Here is a 26,464-nt window from a genome sequence, read left to right on the forward strand (position 1 = left end):
TACCGTTCCCTCGTGACTGCCACCATCGACATCGACGATCCCGCCACCGACCCGTTCGCCGTCGCGGAGGCTGCGGCCCGCCAGATCGCGGACGCGACGGGAATCGCGCGCCACGACGTCGCCCTCGTGCTCGGCTCCGGGTGGGGCGGCGCCGCCGACCTCCTCGGCGAGACCGTCGCCGAGGTCCCGGCCGCCGACGTCGTCGGCTTCAGCGCCCCCGCCGTCGCGGGACACGGTGCGAGCATCCGCTCCGTCCGCATCGAGGCCGACGGCGACGGCGAGGACCGGTACGCGCTGGTGCTCGGCTCGCGGACCCACTTCTACGAGGACAAGGGTGTGCGGCGGGTCGCGCACGGCGTGCGCACCGCGGCGGCCGCGGGCGCCAGGACGGTCGTGCTGACCAATGGCTGCGGCGGGCTCGTGCCCGAGTGGGCCCCCGGCACCCCGGTGCTCATCAACGACCACATCAACCTCACGGCGGCCTCCCCGCTCGAGGGCGCCACGTTCGTCGACCTCACCGACCTGTACTCCGCGCGCCTGCGCGACCTGGCCCGCGAGGTCGACGCGTCGCTCGCCGAGGGCGTCTACGTCCAGTTCCGCGGACCGCACTACGAGACGCCGGCCGAGGTCCGCATGGCCGGGGTGCTAGGCGGGCACCTGGTGGGCATGAGCACGTCGCTCGAGGCGATCGCCGCGCGTCAGGCGGGCCTGGAGATCCTCGGCATCTCGCTGGTCACGAACGCCGCTGCGGGCATCTCGCCCGACCCGCTCTCGCACGAGGAGGTCATCGAGGCCGGCCGGCTCGCCGGACCGCGCATCAGCGCCCTCCTCGCCGCGATCGTCAGGAAGCTCTGATGCCGCTGCAGGACGCTCTCTCCCGCGCCCGGGCCTGGGTGCTCGACGATCCGGACGAGGCCACCGCGGCCGAGATCACGGCGCTGTGCCACGCCGCCGAGCAGGGTGACGACGCCGCGTCGGCCGACCTCATCGACCGCTTCGCCGGCACGCTGCAGTTCGGCACGGCCGGGCTGCGCGGCGCCATCGGCGGCGGCAGCAACCGGATGAACCGCGCCGTCGTGCTGCGTGCGGCCGCTGGGCTGACGAGCTACCTGACGCGCACCCTGGCCGAGCAGGACGGCGGGGAGGCCCGGGGCGCTCGTCCGCGCGTCGTGATCGGCTACGACGCGCGCCACTACAGCAGCGTCTTCGCGCACGACACGGCTGCCGTCGTCACCGCCGCGGGCGGCGAGGCGCTCCTCATGCCGCAGGAGTGGCCGACGCCGGTGCTCGCCTTCGCGGTGCGCCACCTCGGCGCCGACGCCGGAGTCATGGTCACGGCGTCCCACAACCCCGCCGCCGACAACGGCTACAAGGTCTACCTCGGCGGCCGGATCGTGACGGACGCCGGCCAGGGTGCGCAGATCGTTCCGCCGTACGACGCCGCGATCGCCGCCGGGATCGCCGCCGTCAAGCAGGTCGCGGACATCCCGCGCGCCGCCGGGGGCTGGACCGTGCTCGACGACGACGTGCACGCCGCCTACCTGGCCGCCCTCGCCGCGGGTGCGGCGGGCGTCGGTCACCCCGGCGTCGGATCGCTGCGCGTCGTCACGACGGCGATGCACGGCGTCGGCGGTGCCACGCTCACCAGCGCGCTGGTCGCCGCGGGCGTCACCGACCTGCACACCGTGCCGGAGCAGGCTGAGCCCGATCCCGCGTTCCCCACCGTCGCGTTCCCCAACCCGGAGGAGCCCGGCGCCATGGACCTGGCGTTCCGGTGCGCGCGCGACCTGGACGCGGACGTGATCATCGCCGTCGACCCCGATGCCGACCGGTGCGCCGTCGCCATCCCCGACGCCGGCGCCGAGGGCGGGTGGCGCCGGCTGTCCGGTGACGAGACGGGTGCGCTGCTCGGCGAGCAGGTCGCCTCCGCACTCGCCGGCACACCTGCCGCGCAGGACGCGGTCCTGGCGTGCTCGATCGTGTCCTCGCGGCAGCTCGCCGCGATCGGCCGCGCGCACGGGCTGCGCCACCGCGCGACCCTGACCGGCTTCAAGTGGATCTCCCGCGTGCCGGGGCTGGTGTTCGGCTACGAGGAGGCGCTCGGCTACTGCGTCGCTCCCGCGGCTGTCCGCGACAAGGACGGCATCTCGGCGGCGGTCGCCGTCGTGACGCTGCTGGCCGCGGCGCGCGAGCGCGGCTCCGACCTGCAGGGCGAGCTCGACGCGCTCGCCGTGCGCGACGGGCTCCACGCGACGGCGCCGGTCACCGTCCGCGTGACGGACCTGAGCCTCATCGGCGAGGCGATGGGACGGCTGCGCGCCGCGCCCCCGGCCACGCTGGGCGGCAGCGCCGTCTCGCGCGTGGTCGACCTCGGTGACGGTCTCGAGGTGCCGGACCCCGACGGCGTCAACGGCGGCGCCTACACGGTGCCCGGCACCGACGGGGTGCTGCTGGAGACGTCGGACGGCTCGCGCGTGATCGTGCGACCGAGCGGGACCGAGCCGAAGCTCAAGGCCTACCTCGAGGTGCTCGTGCCGGTCGAGGACGGCGCGAGCCTCGCGCACGGCAGCGCGCTCGAGCGGGCACGGGCCCTGGCGGCGGCGCGGCTGACCGCGATCGCCGACGACGTGCGGGTCGCGACGGGCCTGTAGGGCCGGGCCGAGCGGCCCGGCGCCGGGCTCAGTCCTGCTCGCGTGCCGCGTCGTAGCCCGGGATGATCTGCTCGGCCACGATCCGCTCGAGCACGTCCCGGTGCGCGAAGCCGTTGAACGCCGCCACGAGTGTGGCCTGCTCGAGGTCGTCGAGCGTCCAGTCGGCCTCGGCGGCCAGCAGGCTGAACTCGCGGCTCATCGAGGTCGCCGACATCAGGCGGTTGTCGGTGTTGATCGTGACGGCGAAGCCGAGGTCGCGCAGGAACGTCACCGGGTGCTCGGCGATGGTGCCGGCGATCCCCGTCTGAAGGTTGGACGACGGCGCGACCTCGAGCGGGATCTGGCGGTCGAGCACCCACTGCGACAGGCGGCCGAGCTGCGCGTGGTCGGTGTCCTCGTGCGGCGGTCGGACGATGTCCTCCACCAGGCGCACACCGTGACCGAGGCGCAGCGTGCCCTGCTGCACCGCGTCCCAGACCGAGGAGGCGCCGTCGGCCTCGCCCGCGTGGATCGTGAAGGGGAAGTTCTCGCGCCGCAGCGCCGCGAACGCCTCGGCGTGGTTCGAGGCCGGGAAGCCCAGCTCGGCGCCGGCGATGTCGAAGCCGACGACACCGCGATCACGGTTGGCGACCGCGAGCTCGGCGATCTCGACGCCGCGGTCGGCGTGCCGCATCGCGGTGATGAGGGTCCCGATCGTGATGGTGTGGCCCGCCTCGGCGGCCTCGGCGACGCCGTCGTCGAAGCCCTGCTGCACCGCGTCCACGACCTCCTGGAGCGTGAGGCCGGCGCGCAGGTGCTGCTCGGGGGCGTACCGCTGCTCGGCGTAGACGACGCCGTCGGCGGCGAGGTCCACGGCGGCGTCGCGCGCCACGCGTCGCAGGCCCTCCACGGTCTGCATCACGGCGATGGTGTGCTCGAACGTCTCGAGGTAGCGCACGAGGGAGCCGGAGTCGGCCGAGGTGACGAACCACTCCGCCAGCGCGTCCGGGTCGTTCGCGGGCAGCTCGTGCCCCACCTGCTCGGCGAGCTCGATGATCGTGGTCGGGCGCAGGCCACCGTCGAGGTGGTCGTGCAGCAGGACCTTGGGAAGCGTGCAGATCATCGCCTCGGTGAGGGCGGGCGGGGCGTCGTGGAGGTCGTCGTTGCTCATGGTGGCAACGGTAGCGCCGTGCCGCTCAGCCCCCGAACGCCGAGCTCGGCAGCACCGCCCACACCACGTGGCTCCAGTGGCCGAGCGCGGGCATCGATCGCCGTCGCGCCAGCAGCGCCTCGATCGCGACGGCGTGGACCCGGCCTCCCGAGGGCTCGTAGATGCGCAGCTCGCCGGCCCGCGACCGCGCGCTCGGCACCGCGAGCACCACGTGGCGCGGGATCGCCGTCGAGAGGCCCTTGGCCACGTCGCCGCCCGTGTACAGCGGCACGGGGATCCCGAGCTCGCACGCGCGCCGCACCGTCTCCAGCACGGCGCGCGTGCGGGCCACGTCCGCGTCGTGCACGGCCGTGTGGGTGTAGCTCACACCGCGGAACCGAGCAGTCCGCGCCGCGGTCCAGGGCGGCGTGCCGATCGCGGCCGGCCAGGGCAGCGGCCCGATCGCGCGCGAGCGCGCCTGCGCGAACAGCAGTCGTTCCGCCACGGCCACGCGCTGCGACACCCCCGGCGCGGCGAGGTCCTCGCGCGATGCGCGGACCAGCTCGGGCGGCGGCGAGGACCCCACACGCGCCCCGGTCGTCAGCCACGCGGCCAGCACCGGATCCCCGGCGGCGGCCAGGACCAGCAGCGACATCGCGCCGCACGACGTCGGGCCCTGCGTGATCGGCACGCCGTCCCACCGCAGCACGCCGACGCGTCCCCCGCGCAGCGGCGCGTGCGCCAGCCGCTTCTGGGCGGGCGACAGCGCGACCTCGCGCGCCAGCCTCCCCACCGCCTCGGGCGGTCGGGTCACGGCGCCGGGATCGGGCAGCGCGCGCTCCCCCACCCCCGCGGCGGCCAGCAGCGGGCGGGCGGCGCTCAGCGTCCAGTCGTGTCGGCTCACGGGATCACGCTACGGGTCGGCGCGACTAGGAGGCCGTGATGCGCTCCAGCACGACGCCGTCGGTCGCCGGGGGCCGCGAACCCTCCGGCGCGATCGTCACGGCGTCGGCCAGCGCCTCGCGCGCGCGCTCGAACCTGTCGGGCGTGTCGGTCAGCAGCGTCATCAGCGGCTCACCGGCGCGCACGAGCGCACCCGGCTTGGCGTGCAGCACGACGCCCGCCCCGGCCTGCACGACGTCGTCGCGCCGCGCACGTCCGGCACCCAGGCGCCACGCGGCGACGCCGACGGCCAGCGCGTCCAGACCGACCAGCACGCCGTCGGCCGGCGCGAGCACCGTCTCGGACTCCTTCGCGACGGGCATCGCGGCGTCGGGGTCGCCGCCCTGCGCACGGATCATCCGCCTCCACACGTCCATCGCGCGGCCGTCCTGCAGCGCCGCCTCGGGATCGGCGTCGGGGCGGCCAGCGGCGTCGAGCATCTCGCGGGCGAGCGCGAGGGTGATGTCGACGACGTCGGAGGGACCGCCGCCGGCGAGCACCTCGACGCTCTCGGCGACCTCGATCGCGTTGCCCGCGGTCAGGCCGAGCGGCGTCGACATGTCGGTCAGCAGCGCACGCGTGTCGACCCCGGCGTCGTGCCCGAGGGCGACCATCGTCCGCGCGAGCTCGCGCGCGGCGTCGAGGTCCTTCATGAACGCACCGGAGCCGACCTTGACGTCCAGGACGAGCGCGGCGGTGCCCTCCGCGATCTTCTTGCTCATGATCGAGGACGCGATGAGCGGGATCGCCTCGACGGTGCCGGTGACGTCGCGCAGCGCGTACAGGCGGCGGTCGGCGGGCGCGAGGCCGGATCCCGCCTGGCAGATCACCGCCCCGACGTCGTCGAGCTGCGTCATCATCTGCTCGTTGCTCATGGCGGCCCGCCAGCCGGGGATGGCCTCGAGCTTGTCCAGCGTGCCGCCCGTGTGCCCGAGCCCGCGCCCGGACAGCTGCGGGACCGCGACGTCGAAGACCGCGACCAGCGGCGCGAGCGGCAGCGTGATCTTGTCCCCCACGCCGCCGGTGGAGTGCTTGTCCACGGTGGGGTGGCGCAGTGCGGAGAAGTCCATGCGCTCACCGCTCGCGATCATGGCGGACGTCCAGCGCGAGATCTCGGAGCGGCTCATGCCGCGCAGCAGGATCGCCATCGCGAGGGCGGCCATCTGCTCCTCCGCGACGACGCCCCGGACGTAGGCGTCGATCACCCAGTCGATCTGGGCGTCGGACAGGGCACCACCATCACGCTTGGTGCGGATGACGTCGACGGCGTCGAACTTCTCGGCCACGGTTCCTCCTCGGTCGCTGCAGTCGTGCGGGTCAGGGTGGTCAGGTAGATCGGGGCCGGTCGGCGGGCCGTCCCGACCGGTCGGTCAGGAGGTCGGCCGCCGGCCGATCGCGAGGTCGTCGGGACCGAACGCGCCGGGCAGGACCTGCGACATCGGCACGATGCCCGCCCACGCGGTGTCCACGAGAAGCTCGGGGCCGCCGTGCTCCCACAGGAGCTGGCGGCAGCGTCCGCACGGGGCGAGCGTCTCTCCCCGCGAGTCCACGCACGTGAACGCCACCAGGCGCCCGCCGCCGCCGACCACCAGGGCCGAGACGAGCGAGCACTCGGCGCACAGCGTCACGCCGTACGCGGCGTTCTCCACGTTGCAGCCGACGACGACGCGACCGTCGTCCACGATCGCCGCCGCACCCACGGGGTAGCGCGAGTAGGGCACGTACGCGCGCTCCATGACCTCGCGCGCCGCCGCGCGCAGCGACTCCCAGTCGACGGCTGAGTCGGCTGAGTCGGTCGGGTCGGTCGGGTCCGTCGTGCCCGCGTGATCCATGCTCCCGCTCACTTCTCGTAGGGCACGCCCTCGGCCGCGGGTGCGCGCACCCGGCCGGCGAAACCGGCGACGGCGAGGATCGTGACGACGTAGGGCAGCATCAGCAGGAACTGCGGCGGGATGGGCGCCTGGAGCTGCTGGATGAACTGGCCGAGCTGCTTGGACAGACCGAACATCAGCGCGGCGACGACGGCGCCCTTCGGGCTCCACCGGCCCAGGATCATCGCGGCCAGCGCGATGAAGCCGTTGCCCGCCGTCATGTCCTTGCCGAACGCGAGGCCCGAGGCGACGGTGAAGAACGCCCCGCCCAGACCGGCGATCGCACCACCCAGGAGCGTGTTGCGCCACCGGGTGCGGTTGACGTCGATGCCGACGGTGTCGGCGGCCTTGGGGTGCTCGCCGACCGAGCGCAGGCGCAGGCCCCACCGGCTGCGGAAGATGAGGATCTGCAGCGCGATGACGATGGCGAACATCAGGTAGACCAGCAGGTTCTGGCGGAACAGGACCGGACCGACGACCGGGATCTCCGACAGCAGCGGGATCGGCAGCACCGGAAGCCCGAGCCGCGAGTTCAGGTTCGGGTTGTCGCTCAGCACGGTGGAGAACAGGAAGCTCGTGATGCCGACGACCAGCACGTTCAGCACGACGCCGACGATGATCTGGTTGACCTGGTAGCGGATCGAGAAGAACGCCAGCAGGGCACCGACGGCGAGACCCGCCACGGGTGCGGCGATCAGGCCGACATAGGCGTTGCCCGCCATGGAGGCGACCACGGCCGCGGCGAACGCCCCGGCGAGCAGCTGACCCTCGATGGCGATGTTGACGATGCCGACGCGCTCGCAGACCACGCCGGACAGCGCGCCGAACACCAGCGGTGTTCCCAGGAGCAGCGTGCCTGCCAGGAGGCCCGTGATCGGCACCACCTGGTCCTTGCCGGCGCTCAGGAGCAGGAGGAGGACGACGAACGCGAGCGCGCCCGCCGTCGCGACGACCCACACCGGGACCCTCGTCCCGCGCTGGGTGAGCCGGAAGCCGTACGCCGCGAGGCCGACGACGACGAGCGTCAGGACGATCGCCGTGACCTTGCCGGGAACGGCGAAGATCGGGATCTGCAGCGCGTCGGCCGACGTCGAGATGCGGATCCTGCTGTCGCCCGACGGCACGAGGACCGCCAGCAGGGCCGCGAGCGCCGCGATGCCGATGAGCAGATAGCCCGTGCGGCGGATCTCGCTGGGGACGACCGCGCGGGTCGGTGCGGTGGTGCCGGTGACGGTGGCGGTCGCGCTCATGCGTCAGCTCCTGCCGTGACGGGCGTCGTGGACGTGGGTGACGGCTTCTCGCGTCTGGCCCCGGGTTTCGGCAGCCGCCAGATCGTGCGCACCAGCGGCGGGGCCGCGATGAACAGCACGATGAAGGACTGCAGGACGAGCACGAGGTCCAGCGGGGTGCCGGTGCGGGTCTGCATGAGACGGCCGCCGGCGGCCAGCGCACCGAACAGGAGGCCCGCCAGGACGGTGCCGAGCGGCTTGCTGCGACCGAGCAGGGCCACGGTGATGGCGTCGAAGCCGATCGTGCCGGCCACGGACGCCGTCAGGTAGCCCTCGGTGCCGAGCACCTGGCTGGCGCCGGCGAGACCGGCCAGACCGCCGGCGATCGCCATCGCCAGCACGGTCATCGCACCCACCGAGATGCCGGCGGTGCGCGCAGCGCGGGCGTTGGAGCCGACCGCGCGCAGCTTGAAGCCGAGCGTCGAGCGCTCCATCAGCCACCACACGACGGCGGCGAGCACGAGCGCGAGGACGAAGCCGAGGTGCAGGCGGAACGGCTCGGGAAGCAGCGCGGGCAGGCGGGCGTTCTCGCCGACCGGCTTGGAGGTGCCCGACGTGCCGCCGGCGAAGATCTGGGTGGTCACGACCCACAGCACCAGGTACGCGGCCACGTTGTTGAGCATGATCGTGACGATCACCTCGTGCGCGCCGGTCCGCGCCTTCAGCACACCGGCGATCGCGGCCCAGAACGCGCCGCCGACGGCGCCGCCGATCAGGGCGAGCACCAGGTGGACCACGGGGGGCAGGTCGAGGCCGAAGCCGATCCAGGTCGCCAGCACGGCACCGAGGATGACCTGGCCCTGGCCACCGATGTTGAACAGGCCCGCGCGGAACGCGAGGCCGACCGAGAGCCCGGCGAGGATCAGCGGCGTCGCGATCGTCAGCGTCTCGGTGATCGGCCGGATCGCCCGGGTGAACGTGGCGGCCTGGCTGTCGTAGATCGCGCCCTGGAACAGCGCCAGGTAGGCCTGCGACGCGGCCTCCCACGCGGCGGTGAAGAAGCTGCTCGGTCGGGCGAAGAGGTAGCCGGCGGCCTCCTGGACGGCGGGGTCGGTGGCGATGATCAGCACACCTCCCAGCAGCACGGCCAGCACGATGGCCAGCAGCGTCAGCAGCCAGGAGGAGGACAGCACCTCGCGGAGGTAGGTCTCCCCGAAGCCGGGCGTGCGCGCCGGCTGGCCGGTGGCGGTGGTGCCGATCTCGTCGTCCGCCGCTGACTGCGGCTCGACGGGCTCCAGGGGGTCCTGGGCCGGCGTCGGGCCCAGCGGCTCCTTCGGCGTGCTCATCGGTTCTCCTCACCGGCAGAGGTGGTGGTGGCAGAGCGGGTGGTCGAACTCTCGGTCGCCGGGGCGTCGACGGCGTCCGCCGCGGGGGCGTCGAGCACGGCTCCCGCCTCGGCCTCCGCCTCCAGGTCCGCCTCGCCCAGCAGGGTGTGGTGCTCGGCGGCGCGCTGGCGCGCCTCCTCCGGTCCGATACCGGTCATCATCAGGCCCAGCACGTCGCGGCTCTCACCGCCGGGGACGATCCCGACGAGCTCGCCGCCGCACATCACGGCGATGCGGTCGCCGAGCGCGAGCACCTCGTCGAGCTCGGTCGAGACGATGACGACGGCGGCGCCCTTGTCGCGCTCGGAGACGATCCGGTCGTGCAGGAACTCGATCGAGCCGACGTCGACGCCGCGCGTGGGCTGCGAGGCCACCAGGAGGGACAGCGGGCGGGAGAGCTCGCGGGCCAGCACGACCTTCTGCTGGTTGCCGCCCGAGAGCGTCCCGACGGCGCGGTCGACCGAGGTGGTGCGGACGTCGAACTCCTTCACGAGCTCGTCGGCGTTGCGGCGCAGGAAACGCATGTCGAGCGCGCCCCCGCGCGAGACCGGGGCGGCACCGATGCGGTCGAGCACGAGGTTCTCCACGATCGAGAACTCCCCCACGACGCCGTCGGTGGAGCGGTCCTCCGGCACGTACGCGAGCCCGGAGTCGAGCCGCTCGCGCACACCCTTGCCCTCCAGCGACTCCCCCCGCAGCACGACCGAGCCGGACGCGGGCTTCTGGATGCCGAGGATCGCCTCGGTGAGCTCGGTCTGGCCGTTGCCCTGGACCCCGGCGACGGCGAGGATCTCGCCGCTCGCCACGGTGAAGGAGACGTCGTTGACCACCGGCACGCCGTGCGTGTCCCGCACCACGAGGTTGCGCACCTCGAGCACGTCCTCGCGCGGCTGCGCGGGCTCCTTGGCGACGCCGAGGCTGACGCTGCGCCCGACCATGAGCGAGGCGAGCTCGGACTCCGTGGCCGACGGCGTCGCGCTGCCCACGACCTTGCCGAGGCGGATGATCGTGATGCTGTCGGAGACGGCACGGATCTCGCGCAGCTTGTGCGTGATGAACAGGATCGACGTGCCGGCCGCCGCGAGGCGGCGCATGATCTCGATCAGCTCGTCGGTCTCCTGGGGCGTGAGCACGGCGGTGGGCTCGTCCAGGATGAGGAGCTTGGCGTTGCGGGACAGCGCCTTGACGATCTCGACGCGCTGCTGGACGCCGACGGGGAGGTCCTCGATCTTCGCGTCGGGGTCGATCGCGAACCCGAGCATCTCCGAGGTCTCCCGCACGATCTGCCGCGCGCGCCTGAGGTCGATGAGGCCCTTGCCGACGGGTTCCTGGCCGAGGACCACGTTCTCGGCCACCGTGAAGACGGGCACGAGCATGAAGTGCTGGTGCACCATGCCGATGCCCGCCCGCATCGCGTCGCCAGGGCCGGAGAAGACGACCGGCTCGCCGTCGATGACGATCTGACCGGCGTCGGGCTCGTACAGGCCGTACAGCGTGTTCATCAGGGTGCTCTTGCCGGCGCCGTTCTCGCCCAGGATCGCGTGGATCTCGCCGGGCTCGACCACCATGTCGATGCCGTCGTTGGCCGTGAACGTTCCGAACCGCTTGGTGATGCCTCGGAGCTCGAGACGCATCGGCGGGCCTCCTCAGGTACTCGTCGCCCACCGCGGGACGGGCGGCGGGGGAAGTCGATGATTCCACACGCACCGACGGCGCCCGGACGGGACCGGCGCGCCGCGGGGCGGGCCGAGTGGCCCGCCCCGCGGTGGTGCTGGTGGTGACCGCTCAGCGCGAGCGGTGGCCCCGGATCACGGGGTGTTGACGGACTCCACGACGAGGTCGCCCGCGATGATCTGGTCGCGGTACTCGGCGATCTTGTCCTGCAGCTCCTGCGGCACGGAGTCGGCGAAGTCGTGGAACTCGGCCAGGCCGACGCCCTCGTTCTCGAGCGTGCCGACGTACGGCGTCGCGTCGAAGCTGCCCGTGGAGGCCTCCGAGATGGAGTCGAAGACGGCCTGACCGATCTCCTTCATGACCGAGGTGGCGATGATGTCGCCGTAGTCGGTGGAGTTGAAGCCGTCGGAGTCGACCCAGATCATCGTGGCGCCGCCGCCCTCGATGGCCGTGGCCGCACCGAGGCCGACCGGACCGGCGACGGGCATGATGACGTCGGCGCCCTGGTCGATGAAGCCCTGGGCCGTGGTGGTGCCGTTGGCCTGGTTCTCGAAGTCACCGGTGAAGGAGCCCGTCTGGGCCTCCTTGTCCCATCCGAGGAGCGACACGTCGGTGCCGTTGTCCTCGTTGTACTTCGCGATGCCGTCCGCGTAGCCGTCCATGAAGATCTGGACGGACGGGATCGGCAGGCCGCCGAACGTGCCGACGGTGCCGGACTCGCTGATGCCCGCGGCGAGGTAGCCGGCGAGGAAGGAGGCCTCGGCCGTGTTGAACAGCAGCGGCTTGACGTTCGGGAGCTCGAGCGGGGAGAAGTCGTCGTTGCTCAGCGAGGAGTCGATCAGACCGAACTGGATGTCGGTGTTCGCCTCGGCGGCGGACTGGATGGCCGGCTCGAGGAGGAAGCCGACACCGATGATGTAGGTGCAGCCGTCCGCGATGAGGCTGTCGATGTTGGGACCGTAGTCCGAGTCCGAGGTGGACTCGATCTCGTTGGTCTCGACGCCGAGCTCGTCCGCGGCGCGGTCCATGCCCTCCTTGCCCGACTGGTTGAACGACTGGTCGTCGTAACCGCCCTGGTCGGAGACCATGCAGGCCTTGAAGCCGTCGACGACGTCGCCGGTGGGGGCAGCAGACGTCTCGGAGCCGTCCTCGCTCGCGGAGGTCTCGGACGAGCCGCCCGTGGTGGCCTCGTCGGTCGGGGTGCCGCAGGCGGCCAGCGTGAGCGCCACGGCGGCGGCGCCTGCCACGGCGATGATCGACTTCTTCACATGCACTCCTCAGAGTCTTCGTCCCGCCGGGGCGTGACGCGTCTTGGGTCGCTGCGTCGGAGACCGTCCGCAGGGGGCCGCCTCGCGGGCGGCACCGGCACACCATAGGTCGCGAATGTGTCGGCCGTGTCACGGACTGGGACGATCCAGGTCAATCGTGACCGAACCGTGCCCTTCGTGCCTCGGGACCCGTGCGGCTCAGACGACGGGCGCGACGATCGGCGCCGGGGCGGGTGCGTGCCCCGCGAGCACCACCGTCCGCGCGAGCATCCTGGCCCCGATGACGACGGCGCGCTCGTCCACGACGAGGTCGGCGCGGTGCAGGTCGGTCAGGGGCGCTCCCGGCGCGCGCACCCCGAGGCGAACCATCGCGCCGGGCACGCGGTGCAGGTACCAGCCGAAGTCCTCGCCGCCGAGCGACTGCTCGGTGAGGTGGACGCCGTCCTCCCCGACGACGTCGCGCGCCGCCTCCTCGATGTGGGCGACGCACCCGGCCTCGTTCACGGTCGGGGGCACGCCGTGCACGTGGTCCACCTCGACCTCGACGCCGTAGGGCGCGACGATCTGCGCGATCGCGGTGTCCAGGAGCGTGCCGGCGCGCTCCCACTCGGCCACGTCGAGCACGCGCAGCGTGCCCATGAGCGTGCCCGAGGTGGGGATCGCGTTGGTCGCGCTGCCGGCGTGCACGGCGCCCCAGGTGAGGTTGACGCCCGCGCGCGGGTCCATCCGGCGGCCGAGCACGCCGGAGGCCTGCGCGATCACCTGGCCGAGCGCGTAGACGACGTCGCCCGTCATGTGCGGTCGGGACGTGTGGCCGCCGTGCGAGCGGAGCGTGACCGTGACGGGGTCGGAGGCCGAGGTGATGGAGCCGATGCGCGAACCGATCGTCCCGACCTCGATCTTCGGGTCGCAGTGCACGGCGTAGATCTGCTCGACGCCCTCGAGGACCCCGTGCTGGAGGAACATCTCGGCGCCGCCGGGCTGGACCTCCTCGGCCGGCTGGAAGACGAGCCGGACGCCGACGGGCAGCTCGCCGCGCGAGGCGAGGTCGGCGAGGGCCAGCCCGGCGCCGAGCACGCCGGCGGTGTGCACGTCGTGACCGCACGCGTGCGAGACGCCGCTGCGCTCCGAGGCCCAGGGCAGGCCCGTCTCCTCGGGGATGGGCAGCGCGTCGAGGTCGGCCCGCAGCCCGACGAGGCGGCGGTCGCCGTCGACGCCGGGGATGTCGCACACGATGCCCGTGGCGCCGACGCGGCGCGGGCGGAGCCCCGCGGCGGTCAGCTCGGCGTGGACCAGCTCGCTGGTGCGGTGCTCGGTCCAGGCGACCTCGGGGTGGCGGTGGATCTCGCGGCGCACCTCGAGCAGCCGGTCGGCCCGCTCGGCGAGGACGGTGTCGAGTCGGTCGAAGGTGGCGCGCAGGTGGGTTGACACGGGAGACGACCCTACCGCCGCGACCTCACGTCAGATCGGCGCGTCCACGCTCCTTGAGCACGTCGACGGCGGCCTTGACCCGCTGCGCGTGCGCGGCGGTCGTCACCAGGAGGGCGTCGTCGGTGAGCACCACGACGGCGTCCGGGATCCCGACGACCGCGACCGGTCGGTCCGCGCTGACGAAGACCCCGGGCGAGTCGACCGCCACCACGCCTGCGTCGGCGCCGATGCGGCGCACCCCCTCGGCGTCGGCCGGCACGAGATCGGCGAGCGAGGCCCAGTCACCGACGTCGTCCCACGTGAACGCCCCCGGCACGACGGCGACGCCCCCGGTGGCCGCCACCGGTTCCGCGATCGCGTGGTCGATGGCGATGCGGGTCAGCGTGGGCCACACGCGCGCCAGGACCTCGCCCCGGTCCCCCGTGTCCCAGACGGCGGCGATCTCGCGCAGCCCGGCCGCGAGGGGGGGCTGGAGCCGCTCGAGGTGGCCCAGCAGCACGTCCGTGCGCACCACGAACATCCCGGCGTTCCAGGCGACGTCGCCCGCGGCCAGGTAGCCGGCCGCCGTCTCGGCGTCGGGCTTCTCGACGAACTCGGCGACCACACGAGCGGTCGGTCCGCCCTCAGCGGGTTCGAGCGGGGCGCCGGAGCGGATGTAGCCGAACGCCGTCGACGGTGCCGTGGGCGTGATGCCGATCGTGGTGACGTACCCGGCACGGGCAGCGACAGCGGCGTGCCGGACGGCGGCGGAGAACCCCTCGACGTCGGGCACCACGTGGTCGGCCGCGAACGAGGCGACCAGCACGCTGCCGTGACGCTCCTGCAGGATCGCCGCGGCCAGCCCGATGGCGGCCATGGAGTCGCGCGGGCTCGGTTCGGCCACCAGGTTGGCGGCCGACACCTCCGGCAGCTGCTCCGCCACGGCCCCGAGGTGGTCGAGCCCGGTCACCACGACCACGCGGTCGGCACCGGTGAGCGGGAGCAGCCGGTCGATCGTCCCCTGCAGCAGGGTGCGACCGGTGCCCACGAGATCGAGCAGGAACTTCGGGCGGGAGCGACGTGACATGGGCCACAGCCGGGTCCCGGCACCCCCCGCGGGGACGATGGCGTAGAGGTCCTCGATGGGGGTCATGCGCCGACCCTAGCGGCCCTCGCCCGCTCGATCCGGGCACCCGCGCCGCCGACCCGGCAACGGGTAAGGACACCCTCAGCCGCAGGTCACGGCCGGTGCGGGCACATCCGACGGCGCGCGAGGTGTCGAACTGTCACTACAGTAGGAACCGCAGACCCGCCACTCGTCAGGAGGCCAAGCACCGTGGCCAGCGCCCCCACCGTCCCACCCACCTCGGCCCCGCCGCCGCCACCCCGCAGCAGCGGTCGCGGCAGCAAGAAGGGTCTGGGCACCCTCTACCGCGGTACCGAGGGCATGTGGTCCTGGGTCCTGCACCGCGTCACCGGCATGCTGCTGTTCCTCTTCCTCCTCGTGCACGTGCTGGACACCGCGCTGGTGCGGGTCTCGCCCGAGGTCTACAACGAGGTCATCGGCACGTACAAGACGCCCATCATGGGACTCGGCGAGGTCGGCCTCGTGGCCGCCGTCCTGTTCCACGCGTTCAACGGCATCCGGATCATCCTGGTGGACTTCACCGCCAAGGGTCCGCGCTACCAGCGCGTCATGCTGTGGGTCGTCGTCGGCCTGACCGTCGTCGCGCTCGCGGGCTTCCTGCCGCGCCACCTCTCCAACGTCTTCGGGGGCCACTGATGACCGGCACCATCCCCGACGTCGCCTCCCCCCGCGCCAAGCGGTCGCAGGCGATGCGCGGCGGCATCAACACCGAGCTCTACGCCTGGCTGTTCATGCGCGTCTCCGGCGTGATCCTGATCGTGCTGATCTTCGGCCACCTGTTCGTCAACCTCATGGTGGGTGACGGCGTCGCCGCGATCGACTTCGCGTTCGTCGCGGGCAAGTGGTCCGAGCCGTTCTGGCAGGTCTGGGACCTGCTGATGCTGTGGCTCGCCATGATCCACGGCACCAACGGCGTGCGCACGATCATCAACGACTACGCCGAGCGCGACGTCACGCGCATCGTGCTGAAGGCACTCCTGTACGTCGCGCTCGTCGTGACGGTCGTGATGGGCACCCTGGTGATCTTCACGTTCGACCCGTGCCCGGTGGGCTCGCCCGCGGACCTGCTGCCGTCGTTCTGCTCGGCCTGATCCACCAGCACCACCCGCACCACCCCGCTCAGCCCCCGTACGCAAAGGAAGTACACGTGCAGACGCACACCTACGACGTCGTGATCGTGGGCGCCGGCGGCGCCGGCATGCGCGCGGCCCTGGAGTCATCCGGACGCGCCCGCACCGCCGTCGTCTCCAAGCTCTACCCCACGCGCTCCCACACCGGAGCGGCCCAGGGCGGGATGTGCGCCGCGCTGGCGAACGTGGAGGAGGACAACTGGGAGTGGCACACCTTCGACACCGTCAAGGGCGGCGACTACCTCGTCGACCAGGACGCGGCGGAGGTGATGGCGAAGGAGGCGATCGACGCCGTCCTCGACCTCGAGCGGATGGGTCTGCCCTTCAACCGCACGCCCGAGGGCAAGATCGACCAGCGCCGCTTCGGTGGCCACACGCGCAACCACGGCGAGGCTCCCGTGCGCCGGTCCTGCTACGCCGCGGACCGCACCGGTCACATGATCCTGCAGACGCTGTACCAGCAGTGCGTCAAGCAGGACGTGGAGTTCTTCAACGAGTTCTACGTCTTCGACGTCATCCTCACGGGTGACCCCGCCACCGACGACGACGTCCGCGCCGCCGGCGTGGTCGCCTACGAGCTCGCGACGGGCGAGATCCACGTGATCCGCGCCAAGTCGATCGTGTTCGCCACCGGTGGTGCCGGCAAGGTCTACAAGACCACCTCCAACGCCCACACCCTCACGGGTGACGGCATGGCCGTGGCCTACCGCCGCGGCATCCCGCTGGAGGACATGGAGTTCTTCCAGTTCCACCCGACAGGCCTGGCGGGCCTCGGGATCCTGCTGTCCGAGGCCGCACGCGGCGAGGGCGCCATCCTGCGCAACGCCGCCGGCGAGCGGTTCATGGAGCGCTACGCCCCCACCATCAAGGACCTCGCGCCGCGCGACATCGTCGCCCGCTCGATGGCCAACGAGGTGCGCGAGGGCCGCGGGGCCGGTCCGAACAAGGACTACGTGCTGCTCGACCTGACGCACCTCGAGCCCGCCCACATCGACGCGAAGCTCCCCGACATCACGGAGTTCGCCCGCACCTACCTGGGTGTGGAGCCGTACACCGAGCCGGTTCCCGTCTACCCGACGGCGCACTACGCCATGGGCGGCATCCCGACGAACATCACCACCCAGGTGCTGCGCAACAACACCGACGTCGTCCCCGGCCTGTTCGCCGCTGGCGAGGTCGCGTGCGTGTCGGTGCACGGCTCGAACCGGCTCGGCACCAACTCACTGCTGGACATCAACGTGTTCGGCAAGCGCGCCGGCATCGCCGCCGCCGAGTACGCGGCGACGGCCGAGCTCGTGGAGCTGCCCGAGGCGCCGCAGGCCGACATCGAGGCCGAGCTCGTGCGCATCCGCGCCGGGGCCGGCACCGAGAACGTCGCCGCGATCCGCAAGGCGCTGCAGGAGTCGATGGACCTCAACGCCCAGGTGTTCCGGACCGAGGACTCCCTGATCCAGGCGCTCAAGGACATCACCGCGCTGCGCGACCGCTACGGCCGGGTGGGGGTCTCCGACCGCGGGACCTCCTACAACACCGAGCTGGTCGAGGCGATCGAGCTCGGCTTCCTCATCGACCTGGCCGAGGTCGTCGTCGTCGGGGCGCTGGCTCGCAAGGAGTCGCGCGGCGGTCACTTCCGCGAGGACTTCCCCGACCGGGACGACGCCGAGTTCATGCTGCACACGATGGCCTACCCCACGCAGCCGGGTGACGGCGTCGCCGACTCCACGGTGCGCCTGGACTACAAGCCGGTGGTCGTCACGCGCTACCAGCCGATGGAGAGGAAGTACTGATGACCGCGCTCGCCGACGCCCCCGAGGCAGCAACGGACATGGGTGAGATCCCCTCGTTCGAGGTGACGATGCGCCTGGAGCGGTACGACCCCGACGTCGAGAACCCCCAGGCCCGCTGGGAGGAGTTCACGCTCACGATGCACGGCACCGACCGCGTGCTGGACGCCCTCCACAAGATCAAGTGGGACCAGGACGGCTCGCTCGCGTTCCGGCGGTCGTGCGCCCACGGCATCTGCGGCAGCGACGCGATGCGCATCAACGGCAAGAACCGGCTCGCGTGCAAGACCCTGCTCAAGGATCTCGACACGTCCAAGCCGATCACCGTCGAGCCGATCAAGGGCCTGCCGGTGAAGAAGGACCTCATCGTCGACATGGAGCCGTTCTTCGCCTCCTACCGCGAGGTCATGCCGTTCCTCATCACCACGGGCAACCAGCCGAGCGCCGAGCGGCTGCAGTCCGCCGAGCAGCGCGCGCGGTTCGACGACACCACCAAGTGCATCCTCTGCGCGGCGTGCACGACGTCCTGCCCCGTGTTCTGGACCGACGGGCAGTACTTCGGCCCGGCCGCGATCGTCAACGCGCACCGGTTCATCTTCGACAGCCGCGACGAGGGCGGCACGCAGCGCCTGCAGATCCTCAACGACAAGGAGGGCGTGTGGCGCTGCCGCACGACCTTCAACTGCTCCGAGGCCTGCCCGCGCGGCATCGAGGTCACCAAGGCGATCGCCGAGGTCAAGCGGGCCATCGTCACGCGCACGTTCTGATCCACACCCCTCGCGGCCCCGGCCGCCGGCACGACGACGGGCGCGTCTCCCAGGAGGAGGCGCGCCCGTCGTCGTGCGTGGGGGTGGTGCCGGGGTCAGACGTCGTCGGGCGAGTCCGACCCGACGGTCCGACGCACGTCGCGCGCCGCGCGCCGCGCGCGCCGGGTCGCCAGCCGGCGCTCGAGCCACGACCCCTCCTCCTGGCTTGCCGCCAGCGCCGCCTCCAGCTGCGCGGCGCGCTCCTGCCGCTCGCGCGCCAGGGTCTCGCGCTCCTCGCGTCCCGCCTCCGCGGGCAGCACGACGCCGGTGCGCGGGTCGAAGTCCCAGTCGAGCGTGCGCGGCGCCGACAGCGTGACGAAGTTCGGCGTCTGGTTCACGTGCAGCGCCGCGGGGTCGGCGCTGTCCGCCGTCGGGGAGGGCGGGTTGGCGGTCCACGCCGCGACGTAGAGCGTCAGGCGCGCGACCAGGTTCACCCACAGCAGCAGGGTCACGACGGCGACGGCCGCCCCCAGGAGCGGGTTGGCGCCGGCACCGCCCACGAGCGAGGTGCCGAGCAGCCGGATCACGCCGGCCCCGAGGGCCCCGATGCCCGCGCCGATCCACAGGTCGCGCCGGGGCGGCCGCGCACCCCCGACGACGCGGATGAGGGCCACGAAGACCAGCAGGTCCACGCCGAAGGCGCACAGCAGCCCCAGCGCCCTGACGAGGAACGCCCCGACCGAGGACTCCAGCCCGAGCAGCGACGTGACCCACGAGCCCGCGGCGCCCGAGGCGATGCCGAGGGCGGCGGTGACGAACACCGACAGGCCCAGCACGACGAACCCGAGCAGGTCCCGCAGCCTGGCCAGGACGAGGTTGCCCGCCGGCGCGACGAGCCCGAACATCGCGCGGATCGAGCCGGACAGCGCCCCCATCACGGCCAGCGCCGACAGCAGCAGCGTGACGGCGGCGATCACGCTCGTGATCGACAGACCGGTGGTCATGGTGAGCGAGTCGGGGCTGAGGATGCCGGGGGCGTCGGGATCCTCGGAGGTCTTGATGATCCCGGGCAGCGCGTCGTCGACAGCGTCGAGCACGGCCTGCCGGAGCTCGTCGTTCTCACCGATGATCCGCAGACCGACCGTGAACGCGATCGTCAGCGCCGAGAAGACCGAGAACAGGGCCGCGTAGGCGATGCCGCCGGCGAGCTGCGCCCCGCGGGCCGCGCCGTAGCGTGCGTTCATGCGGCCCGCCCGGGTGGCCTGGAACCTCGCCACGATCTCCTGGATCCGAGGGATGATGCCTGCCACGGTCACGCTCCTTGTCATCGCCCCCGCACGCGGGCGGCCGCCCGGTGATCCCGCCGCTGCCGGTCCGACCTCGACCGGCTCCGACCAGTGTCACCCGAGGTGGTCGCGTCCGACCAGGTCGAAGGTGCGGATCGTGTGCCACACGCCGTCGGGTCCGAGCTCGTAGAGCACGAAGGACGTCGCCTCGAACTGGGCGCGGAAGTGCTCCAGCTCCGTCTCGGCGGCGTCCAGGTCCTCGGGCGGGACGTCGTGCGCGACCGTGACGTGCGGGTGGTAGTCGAAGCGCAGGTCGAGCTCCAGCGGACCGCGGCGGGAGGCCTCCTGGAGCCGGTCGCAGCTCGCCGCACCCCGGGCCAGGGCCGCGTAGACGACCTGCGTGGTGGGACGGAAGCTCCCGGACCCGGCGAGCTCGACCGTGAAGGGAGCGACGCTGCGGGCGGCGGCCCGCAGCTGCTTCTCCACGTCCGTGAGGTCGTAGGTCGGCAGCGTGACCGGGGGTACCAGCGTGATGTGGGGCGGGATGATCTCGGTGTCCGCGTCGGTCGCGAACCGCTCGCGCAGGTCGCGCAGCCACTCCCGGTACGGGGAGGGCACCTCGATGGCCACGCCGACGCTCGTGCCGTCGGCGAACGGCGAGCGGAACGAGAGCGTCTGCTCCGTCATCGGGCCAGGCTGACCGCGGGGTTCGCGGCGGGGACGAGTCCGACGGCGTCGTACACGCGGGCGACGGTCTCGCCCGCGATGGCGCGGGCCTTCGCGGCGCCGTCGGCCAGGATCTCGTCGAGCTCGGCGGGGTCGGCCAGGAGCTCGGTGACGCGCTCGCGGATCGGCGCGAACGCCGAGACGACGACCTCGGCGACCGCGACCTTGAGGTGGCCGTACATCTTGCCCGCGAACTCGGCCTCGAGGTCGGCGATGCTCGTTCCCGACAGCGCGGAGTGGATGGTCAGCAGGTTGGACACGCCGGGCTTGGCCTCGCGGTCGAACCGGACCACCGTGTCGGCGTCCGTGACGGCCGCCTTGATCCGCTTGCTGATGACCTTCGGCTCGTCGAGGAGCTCCACCAGGCCGCCTGCGTGACCGGACTTGCTCATCTTGGCGGTGGGCTCGGCCAGGTCGTAGATCTTCGCCGTCGCCCTGACGATGGAGGCCTCCGGCACGCGCACGACGTCGCCGAACCGGCCGTTGAGGCGCTGCGCGACGTCGCGCGCGAGCTCGAGGTGCTGACGCTGGTCCTCCCCGACCGGCACGAGCGCGGTGTCGTAGAGCAGGATGTCGGCCGCCATCAGGACGGGGTAGGTGAACAGGCCGACGGTCGTGCCCTCGGACCCCTGCCTCGCCGACTTGTCCTTGAACTGCGTCATGCGCGACGCCTCGCCGAAGCCCGTGACGCACGACAGGATCCACGCGAGCTGCGTGTGCTCGGGCACGTGCGACTGCAGGAACAGGAGCGAGCGCTCGGGGTCGACACCGGCCGCCAGGTACTGCGCGGCCGTGAGGCGGCTGCGGTGCCGCAGCGCGGCCGGGTCGGGCGAGACGGTCAGCGCGTGCAGGTCGACGACGGAGTAGATCGCGTCGTGGTCCTCCTGCAGCGCGACCCACTGCCGGAGCGCTCCGAGGTAGTTCCCCAGGTGCAGGGAGTCGGCCGTCGGCTGCATGGCCGAGAAGACGCGAGGACGCGTGGCGCGGGCGGTCATTGATCCATCTTGGCATCCCACCCCCGTCGGGACCGAACCGTCGGGACCGGACCGTCGACCGGGCGCCGTGTCCGTTCCTGGGCGAGCCTGACCGGTTCTGCGCGGATCGGGGCAGAACGGTGGCAGAATCGGCTGATGGACACCCCCCTCCTCGCCGATCAGCGGCGGGCCGCGATCCGCGACGAGGTCGCCCGGACGGGTGCGGTGCGGATGACCGACCTGGTGGCGCGGCTGGGCGTGTCCGAGATGACGATCCGCCGGGACATCACCGCCCTGGCCGAGCAGGGCCACCTCGCCCGCGTGCACGGCGGCGCGGTCGCGCGCGAGGGCAGCGCCGCCGAGCCCGCCTTCACCGACAAGGCCGCGCGGGCCGGCGCGCAGAAGCTCGCGATCGCCACCGCCGTCGCCGCACTCGTCGGGCCCGGCACGTCGCTCGGCCTGACAGCCGGCACCACGACCGCCGCCGTCGCGGGCGCCCTCACCCGGCTCCCCCACCTGGCCACCCTGAACGTGCTGACCAACTCGCCGCCCGCGGCCGACGTGCTGTTCGCGCACCCGCAGCGTCCCGCCGTCGTCGTCACCGGGGGCGAGCCGACGCCGTCGGCCGCACTGGTCGGACCGGTGGCCGCCGCCGTGTGCGACTCCTTCCACCTCGACCTGCTCGTCATGGGCGTCAGCGGCATGGACGCCATCGCCGGCCTGACGTCACCCACGCTCGCGGAGGCGGAGACGCTGACGGCGTTCGTGCGCGCCTCGCGCCGCGTCGTCGTCGCCGCCGACTCCAGCAAGTGGGGAACGACGGCGCTGCGCACCATCGTGCGGTGGGACGCCGTCGACCTCCTCGTCACCGACGACGGCCTGCCGGCCGACGCCCTCGACCACCTGCGCGACGTCGTCGACGTCCACCTCGCCCCGACCTCGGAAGGAACCCGATGACCAGCCCGACCACCCCCGCCCCGGCTCCCGTGTGGCTGCCCGCCTGGGAGGCGGCGGACGGTGCCGCCCGCGTGCGCGCGCTGTTCACCGCCACCTTCGACGCCGAGCCCGCCGGGACGTTCTCGGCGCCGGGCCGCGTCAACCTCATCGGCGAGCACACCGACTACAACGGCGGCCTCGCGCTCCCGATCGCGATCGAGCACCGGACGTGGGCGGCCGTGTCGCTGCGCGAGGACTCGAGGGTGCGCCTGGTCTCGGCGCAGGGTCAGGGCGTCTGGGAGTGCGACCTCGACGAGGTCGCGCCCGGCACCGTGCAGGGGTGGGGCGCCTACCTCGCCGGGGTGGCGTGGGCGCTGCGGCAGAGCGGGCGCACCGTGCCCGGCTTCGAGGTCGCCGTGGACTCGTGCGTGCCGTTCGGCGCCGGCCTGTCCTCCTCCGCCGCGCTGGAGGCGTCGCTGGCGATCGGCCTCGACTCGCTGCTGGGCCTCGGCCTCGGGGGCGACGACGAGGGCAGGGTCGTCCTCGCCGCCGCCTGCGTCCGCGCCGAGAACGAGATCGCCGGCGCCGCCACCGGCGGTATGGACCAGGCCGCGTCGCTGCGCGCTCGCGACGGTTTCGCGCTCGCGCTGGACTGCCTCGACAGCTCGGTCCACCACGAGCCGTTCGCGCCGGAGGGCTGCGAGCTGCTCGTCATCGACACGCGCGCGCCGCACAGCCTCAACGACGGCCAGTACGCGTCGCGTCGCGCCACGTGCGACGCGGCGGCCGAGGCGCTCGGCGTCCCGACCCTGCGGCACTGGCTCGACGCGGCCGAGGGCGGGGTCGACGGCGCCGTCGCCGCCGCGGACGCCGTGCTGACCGACGACGTCGCGCGCCGTCGCGTGCGCCACGTGCTCACCGAGATCGACCGGACCCGTCGGGCGCACGTGGCCATGCGGGCGGGCGACTGGGGCGCGTTCGGCGTCCTGATGGACGCCTCGCACACGTCGCTGCGCGACGACTACGAGGTGACCGTGCCCGAGCTGGACGTCGCCGTCGAGGCGGCGCGGGCCGCCGGCGCCCTCGGTGCGCGCATGACCGGCGGTGGCTTCGGCGGCTCGTCGATCGCGCTCGTCCCCGCGGGGACCAGCGCGGCGGTGGCCGACGCCGTCGTCGCCGCCTACGCCGACCACGGCTTCGGCGCCCCGGCCTTCCTCACCTCGCGGGCGGCCGGCCCCGCCGCCTGACCGCGGTCCGACGACGACGGCGTGGCCCCGCTCGGGGTCACGCCGTCGTCGTACCCGCGTCCTACCGCGCTCATCCCCCGGGACGATGTGCAAACGCAATCGAAACGCAACCCTGGATCCACCGCCCGGGACCGTCCGGACGGATATGGTGACCTCACTCGGGGGTTACCAGGTAAGGGAGACATCGATGTCACATTCACGGACCATCTGGATGCCGGCCGCTGCCGCGGCTCTGGCGCTCGGCCTCACGGCCTGTGGATCGGGCGACGGCGGTGGCTCGGGCGACGGCGGCGAGCTCACCTACGAGGACTCGCCCCTGGCCGAGTTCTTCACCACCGGCGAGGAAGCCGAGTTCGACCAGGAGGCCGAGGAGGCCCGGTACGCGGAGGAGAGCGCCCGCATCGAGCAGCTCGTGGCGGAGTGCATGGCGGAGCAGGGCTTCGAGTACACGCCGATGGACAGCTCGGGCTCGGTCTCCTTCGGCCCGCAGATGGACGAGGACTACGACGCCGTCGAGAACGCGCGCCAGAACGGCTACGGCTTCTTCACCTGGGAGGACCAGGCCGAGGAGAACCCCGAGGAGTTCGTCGACCCGAACCAGGACTACGTGGAGTCCATGTCGGAGTCCGAGCAGACCGCCTACTACGAGGCTCTCAGCGGGCCGATGGTCGAGTACGACGAGGACGCCGAGATGGAGACCGAGTACAACTGGGAGGACAGCGGCTGCTACGGCTCCGCGCAGCACCAGGTGTACGAGGTCGAGAGCGACCAGGCCGCCACGATGGACGTCTACTCCGACCCCCGCTGGGAGGAGCTGATGACCGCGATGAGCGCGACGTACGAGCAGGCGCAGAGCGACCCCCGGATGGCCGAGATCAACGAGGCCTGGGCGACGTGCATGGCGGACGCCGGCCACGCCGACTTCGCGACCCCGCAGGAGTCGATGGACAGCATCATGAACCTGCAGAACTCGTTCTGGGAGGACAACCAGGACGACCCCGACTACACGGGCCCCACCGAGGACGAGCTCGCGACCGCCAAGGAGCAGGAGATCGCGCTCGCCACCGCGGACTACACCTGCCAGGACGAGACCGACTTCGCCACGGAGCAGATGCGCGTCCAGTTCGAGATCGAGCAGGAGTTCGTCGACGAGAACCGCGCCGAGCTCGAGGCGTTCTCCGAGGCCCTCGCGGGTGCCGAGCAGTGAGGCTGCGGGGGCGCCGGGGTCGGGACGAGCCCGGCGGTGACGACGCGACCCGCGAGCTCGATCTCAGCGAGGTCGGCGAGCCCGAACCGGTGACTCCTGCGCCGCTGCACGCCGAGCCGCGGGGTGCCCGCACCCCGCTGAACCGGACCGTCTGGGTGGTGGCGGCCGCCGCCGTCGTCGCCCTGGCGGCCGGCCTCGTCCTCGGACGCTTCGTGATCTCGCCCGCGCAGGCGGCGGCGGACGCCGAGCCGCCCGAGGCCGGGCTCATCACCGTCCCCGTGGAGCTGCGCGCGCTCTCGAGCGACGTGGTCGCCCGCGGTGACGCGCGCTACGACGACGCCGTCGAGGTCACCGTGGAGACGTCGGACCTGGGCGGACCCGCCGTCGTGACCGGTGCCGTCCCCGAGGTCGGTGCGACGATCGACGCGGCCGCCGTGGTCCTCGAGGTCGCCGGCCGCCCGGTCGTCACCCTGCCGGGGTCCTTCCCCGTCTACCGCACGATCCGCTCGGGTGCCACGGGACCCGACGTGCTCCAGCTGCGCGACGCACTGAACTCCCTCGGCCTGGAGGCCGGCGGCGGCGAGGTCTACGACGCCACGATGGCCGGCGCCGTCGAGCGCCTCTACGCCCGCGCCGGCTACCCGGCGCCCGAACCGCCCGAGGGCGCCGCCGAGTCGCTCGAGGCGGCCGAGGAGCAGGTCCGCAGCGCGACCTCCGGCCTGGAGTCCGCCCGCGCCGCGGTCACGACGGCGGCCGCCGGCGCGCCCCGCTCCGAGCGGATCCAGCTCGACAACGCCGTGGCCGAGGCGCAGCGCGGCCTGGAGGAGGCCAAGGCGTGCGCCGCCGCCCCCGCACCGACCGACCCCGAGACGGGCGCGGCCCTTCCGAAGGAGCCGTGCGCGCTCAGCGTCGCCTCGGCCGAGGGCGGCGTCACGCTCGCCCGGGCGCTGCGCGAGGAGGGGCTCGCCGCTCCCGACACCTCCGCGGAGGTCGCCGCGCGCGACGCCGCCGAGCGCTCGCTCGAGGACGCCAACACCGCACTGGACACCGCTCGCCAGGACGTCCTGACCCCGATGCCCGCGAGCGAGGTCGTCTACGTCTCCTCGTTCCCCCGCCGCATCGACTCCGTGACCGCCGCGCGCGGCACCACCGTCACCGGTCCCGTGATGACGATCTCGGGCGCGACGCTCGAGATCGCCGCCAACCTGGCCCAGGCGGACGCCGACCTGCTGGCCGTGGGCCAGGCGGCCGAGCTCCTCGTCGGCGACGTCCCGGTGCCCGCGACCATCGCCGAGATCGGCGCGGACGCCGGAGAGACGGGCGGGGGTGGCTCCGACGGGGCCTCCGGCTCCGACGGTGGTTCGAGCGGCTCCGACGGCACGGGCGGGGGCGCCGCCGCGGCCGACCGCGCCCAGGTGGTCCTGCTCCCCGGCGAGCTCACCGAGGAGCAGCGCTCCGCGCTGGCCGGCACCAACGTCCGCATCCGCATCCCCGTGAGCTCGACGGCGGGCGAGGTGCTCGCCGTGCCGGTGGCCGCCCTGACGGCGGGCCCCGGCGGCGAGACCCGCGTCGAGGTGGCGCGCGAGGGCGCCGAGGAGCCCGAGCTCGTCGTCGTCACGACGGGGCTCACGGCCTCCGGCTACGCCGAGATCGTCTCGAGCGAGGAGCCGCTGGAGGCAGGCGACCGCGTGGTGGTGGGTCAGTGACGACCGCCGACGTCGC

At 73.0% G+C, this 26,464-nt stretch carries 23 protein-coding genes; 10 read left to right on the top strand and 13 right to left on the bottom strand.

Annotated features, from left to right (window positions below; all coding sequences use genetic code 11):
* Window positions 1–12: 12 nt before the first annotated feature.
* Together SERN_RS01990 and SERN_RS01995 are read left to right on the top strand one after the other, a co-directional pair.
* A complete protein-coding gene (locus SERN_RS01990; protein ID WP_233251406.1) occupies window positions 13–855 on the top strand; it encodes a purine-nucleoside phosphorylase in 843 nt (280 codons plus the stop codon).
* Window positions 855–2,651, top strand: a complete 1,797-nt coding sequence (locus SERN_RS01995) for a phospho-sugar mutase (RefSeq protein WP_135848438.1) — start codon at window positions 855–857, stop codon at window positions 2,649–2,651. Before SERN_RS01990 ends, SERN_RS01995 begins: the two co-directional genes overlap by 1 nt.
* 28 nt (window positions 2,652–2,679) lie before the next feature.
* Here SERN_RS01995 and SERN_RS02000 read toward each other — a convergent pair whose 3' ends face one another.
* The 10 genes from SERN_RS02000 to SERN_RS02045 form a co-directional block, all read right to left on the bottom strand.
* Complete coding sequence (locus tag SERN_RS02000; protein ID WP_135848439.1) at window positions 2,680–3,801, bottom strand: adenosine deaminase; 1,122 nt, start codon at window positions 3,799–3,801, stop codon at window positions 2,680–2,682.
* Window positions 3,802–3,826: 25 nt separating this feature from the next.
* Complete coding sequence (locus SERN_RS02005) at window positions 3,827–4,684, bottom strand: hypothetical protein (RefSeq protein ID WP_135848440.1); 858 nt, start codon at window positions 4,682–4,684, stop codon at window positions 3,827–3,829.
* Window positions 4,685–4,709: 25 nt separating this feature from the next.
* The gene (locus SERN_RS02010; protein ID WP_135848441.1) at window positions 4,710–6,008 is read right to left on the bottom strand and encodes a thymidine phosphorylase; all 1,299 of its coding nucleotides are present in this window, start codon (window positions 6,006–6,008) and stop codon (window positions 4,710–4,712) included.
* A gap of 84 nt (window positions 6,009–6,092) precedes the next feature.
* Entirely contained in the window at window positions 6,093–6,554 is a 462-nt protein-coding gene (locus SERN_RS02015; RefSeq protein ID WP_135848442.1) for a cytidine deaminase, read from the bottom strand.
* Between the two features lie 8 nt (window positions 6,555–6,562).
* Window positions 6,563–7,843, bottom strand: coding sequence for an ABC transporter permease (locus SERN_RS02020; RefSeq protein ID WP_135848443.1), 1,281 nt, complete (start codon window positions 7,841–7,843; stop codon window positions 6,563–6,565).
* A complete protein-coding gene (locus SERN_RS02025) occupies window positions 7,840–9,168 on the bottom strand; it encodes an ABC transporter permease (RefSeq protein ID WP_135848444.1) in 1,329 nt (442 codons plus the stop codon). The genes SERN_RS02020 and SERN_RS02025 overlap by 4 nt, the downstream gene beginning before the upstream one ends.
* On the bottom strand, window positions 9,165–10,841 hold the full coding sequence (locus SERN_RS02030) for an ABC transporter ATP-binding protein (RefSeq protein ID WP_135848445.1): 1,677 nt from the start codon (window positions 10,839–10,841) through the stop codon (window positions 9,165–9,167). The genes SERN_RS02025 and SERN_RS02030 overlap by 4 nt, the downstream gene beginning before the upstream one ends.
* A gap of 174 nt (window positions 10,842–11,015) precedes the next feature.
* The gene (locus SERN_RS02035; protein ID WP_135848446.1) at window positions 11,016–12,149 is read right to left on the bottom strand and encodes a BMP family lipoprotein; all 1,134 of its coding nucleotides are present in this window, start codon (window positions 12,147–12,149) and stop codon (window positions 11,016–11,018) included.
* A 198-nt stretch (window positions 12,150–12,347) separates the two neighbouring features.
* Window positions 12,348–13,580, bottom strand: a complete 1,233-nt coding sequence (locus tag SERN_RS02040) for an amidohydrolase (protein ID WP_233251407.1) — start codon at window positions 13,578–13,580, stop codon at window positions 12,348–12,350.
* Between the two features lie 25 nt (window positions 13,581–13,605).
* Window positions 13,606–14,712, bottom strand: coding sequence for a mannose-1-phosphate guanylyltransferase (locus SERN_RS02045; RefSeq protein ID WP_135848447.1), 1,107 nt, complete (start codon window positions 14,710–14,712; stop codon window positions 13,606–13,608).
* A 183-nt stretch (window positions 14,713–14,895) separates the two neighbouring features.
* Here SERN_RS02045 and sdhC point away from each other — a divergent pair, with 183 nt between their 5' ends.
* From sdhC to SERN_RS02065, 4 genes are read left to right on the top strand one after another with little or no spacing between them, the layout of a single operon-like run.
* Window positions 14,896–15,342 carry a succinate dehydrogenase, cytochrome b556 subunit gene (gene sdhC, locus SERN_RS02050; RefSeq protein WP_135848448.1) on the top strand — a complete coding sequence of 149 codons (447 nt, stop codon included), beginning with the start codon at window positions 14,896–14,898 and terminating at the stop codon, window positions 15,340–15,342.
* A complete protein-coding gene (sdhD, locus tag SERN_RS02055; protein WP_135848449.1) occupies window positions 15,342–15,797 on the top strand; it encodes a succinate dehydrogenase, hydrophobic membrane anchor protein in 456 nt (151 codons plus the stop codon). The genes sdhC and sdhD overlap by 1 nt, the downstream gene beginning before the upstream one ends.
* Window positions 15,798–15,853: 56 nt before the next feature.
* Window positions 15,854–17,623 carry a succinate dehydrogenase flavoprotein subunit gene (sdhA, locus tag SERN_RS02060; RefSeq protein ID WP_135848450.1) on the top strand — a complete coding sequence of 590 codons (1,770 nt, stop codon included), beginning with the start codon at window positions 15,854–15,856 and terminating at the stop codon, window positions 17,621–17,623.
* A complete protein-coding gene (locus SERN_RS02065; protein WP_135848451.1) occupies window positions 17,623–18,387 on the top strand; it encodes a succinate dehydrogenase iron-sulfur subunit in 765 nt (254 codons plus the stop codon). Before sdhA ends, SERN_RS02065 begins: the two co-directional genes overlap by 1 nt.
* Window positions 18,388–18,482: 95 nt before the next feature.
* Here SERN_RS02065 and SERN_RS02070 read toward each other — a convergent pair whose 3' ends face one another.
* The 3 genes from SERN_RS02070 to trpS all read right to left on the bottom strand — a co-directional run bounded on the left by SERN_RS02070 (window position 18,483) and on the right by trpS (window position 21,373).
* Window positions 18,483–19,676: a YihY/virulence factor BrkB family protein gene (locus tag SERN_RS02070; protein ID WP_233251408.1), complete on the bottom strand. Its 1,194-nt coding sequence runs from the start codon at window positions 19,674–19,676 to the stop codon at window positions 18,483–18,485.
* A 90-nt stretch (window positions 19,677–19,766) separates the two neighbouring features.
* Window positions 19,767–20,339 (bottom strand): 2'-5' RNA ligase family protein, encoded by a 573-nt coding sequence (locus SERN_RS02075; protein WP_135848453.1) that lies wholly within the window; start codon window positions 20,337–20,339, stop codon window positions 19,767–19,769.
* Entirely contained in the window at window positions 20,336–21,373 is a 1,038-nt protein-coding gene (trpS, locus tag SERN_RS02080; protein WP_135848454.1) for a tryptophan--tRNA ligase, read from the bottom strand. The genes SERN_RS02075 and trpS overlap by 4 nt, the downstream gene beginning before the upstream one ends.
* A 135-nt stretch (window positions 21,374–21,508) precedes the next feature.
* Here trpS and SERN_RS02085 point away from each other — a divergent pair, with 135 nt between their 5' ends.
* The 4 genes from SERN_RS02085 (at window position 21,509) to SERN_RS02100 (ending at window position 26,448) form a co-directional block, all read left to right on the top strand.
* Complete coding sequence (locus SERN_RS02085) at window positions 21,509–22,309, top strand: DeoR/GlpR family DNA-binding transcription regulator (RefSeq protein WP_135848455.1); 801 nt, start codon at window positions 21,509–21,511, stop codon at window positions 22,307–22,309.
* Window positions 22,306–23,535: a galactokinase gene (galK, locus tag SERN_RS02090; protein WP_135848456.1), complete on the top strand. Its 1,230-nt coding sequence runs from the start codon at window positions 22,306–22,308 to the stop codon at window positions 23,533–23,535. The genes SERN_RS02085 and galK overlap by 4 nt, the downstream gene beginning before the upstream one ends.
* A gap of 187 nt (window positions 23,536–23,722) precedes the next feature.
* A complete protein-coding gene (locus SERN_RS02095; RefSeq protein WP_135848457.1) occupies window positions 23,723–24,742 on the top strand; it encodes a hypothetical protein in 1,020 nt (339 codons plus the stop codon).
* Window positions 24,739–26,448, top strand: a complete 1,710-nt coding sequence (locus tag SERN_RS02100) for an efflux RND transporter periplasmic adaptor subunit (protein WP_135848458.1) — start codon at window positions 24,739–24,741, stop codon at window positions 26,446–26,448. Before SERN_RS02095 ends, SERN_RS02100 begins: the two co-directional genes overlap by 4 nt.
* Window positions 26,449–26,464 lie beyond the last annotated feature (16 nt).

The sequence above is a fragment of the Serinibacter arcticus genome, from assembly GCF_004786095.1.
GTDB classification, from domain to species: domain Bacteria; phylum Actinomycetota; class Actinomycetes; order Actinomycetales; family Beutenbergiaceae; genus Litorihabitans; species Litorihabitans arcticus.

Excerpts from the sequence above, each read along its gene's own strand:
- SERN_RS01995 (WP_135848438.1), top strand. The coding sequence starts at position 855 with ATGCCGCTGCAGGACGCTCTCTCCCGCGCCCGGGCCTGGGTGCTCGAC.
- SERN_RS02000 (WP_135848439.1), bottom strand. The coding sequence starts at position 3,801 with ATGAGCAACGACGACCTCCACGACGCCCCGCCCGCCCTCACCGAGGCG.
- SERN_RS02015 (WP_135848442.1), bottom strand. The coding sequence starts at position 6,554 with ATGGATCACGCGGGCACGACGGACCCGACCGACCCGACCGACTCAGCC.
- SERN_RS02020 (WP_135848443.1), bottom strand. The coding sequence starts at position 7,843 with ATGAGCGCGACCGCCACCGTCACCGGCACCACCGCACCGACCCGCGCG.
- SERN_RS02025 (WP_135848444.1), bottom strand. The coding sequence starts at position 9,168 with ATGAGCACGCCGAAGGAGCCGCTGGGCCCGACGCCGGCCCAGGACCCC.
- SERN_RS02030 (WP_135848445.1), bottom strand. The coding sequence starts at position 10,841 with ATGCGTCTCGAGCTCCGAGGCATCACCAAGCGGTTCGGAACGTTCACG.
- SERN_RS02045 (WP_135848447.1), bottom strand. The coding sequence starts at position 14,712 with ATGACCCCCATCGAGGACCTCTACGCCATCGTCCCCGCGGGGGGTGCC.
- sdhD (WP_135848449.1), top strand. The coding sequence starts at position 15,342 with ATGACCGGCACCATCCCCGACGTCGCCTCCCCCCGCGCCAAGCGGTCG.
- SERN_RS02065 (WP_135848451.1), top strand. The coding sequence starts at position 17,623 with ATGACCGCGCTCGCCGACGCCCCCGAGGCAGCAACGGACATGGGTGAG.
- SERN_RS02075 (WP_135848453.1), bottom strand. The coding sequence starts at position 20,339 with ATGACGGAGCAGACGCTCTCGTTCCGCTCGCCGTTCGCCGACGGCACG.
- trpS (WP_135848454.1), bottom strand. The coding sequence starts at position 21,373 with ATGACCGCCCGCGCCACGCGTCCTCGCGTCTTCTCGGCCATGCAGCCG.
- SERN_RS02085 (WP_135848455.1), top strand. The coding sequence starts at position 21,509 with ATGGACACCCCCCTCCTCGCCGATCAGCGGCGGGCCGCGATCCGCGAC.
- galK (WP_135848456.1), top strand. The coding sequence starts at position 22,306 with ATGACCAGCCCGACCACCCCCGCCCCGGCTCCCGTGTGGCTGCCCGCC.
- SERN_RS02095 (WP_135848457.1), top strand. The coding sequence starts at position 23,723 with ATGTCACATTCACGGACCATCTGGATGCCGGCCGCTGCCGCGGCTCTG.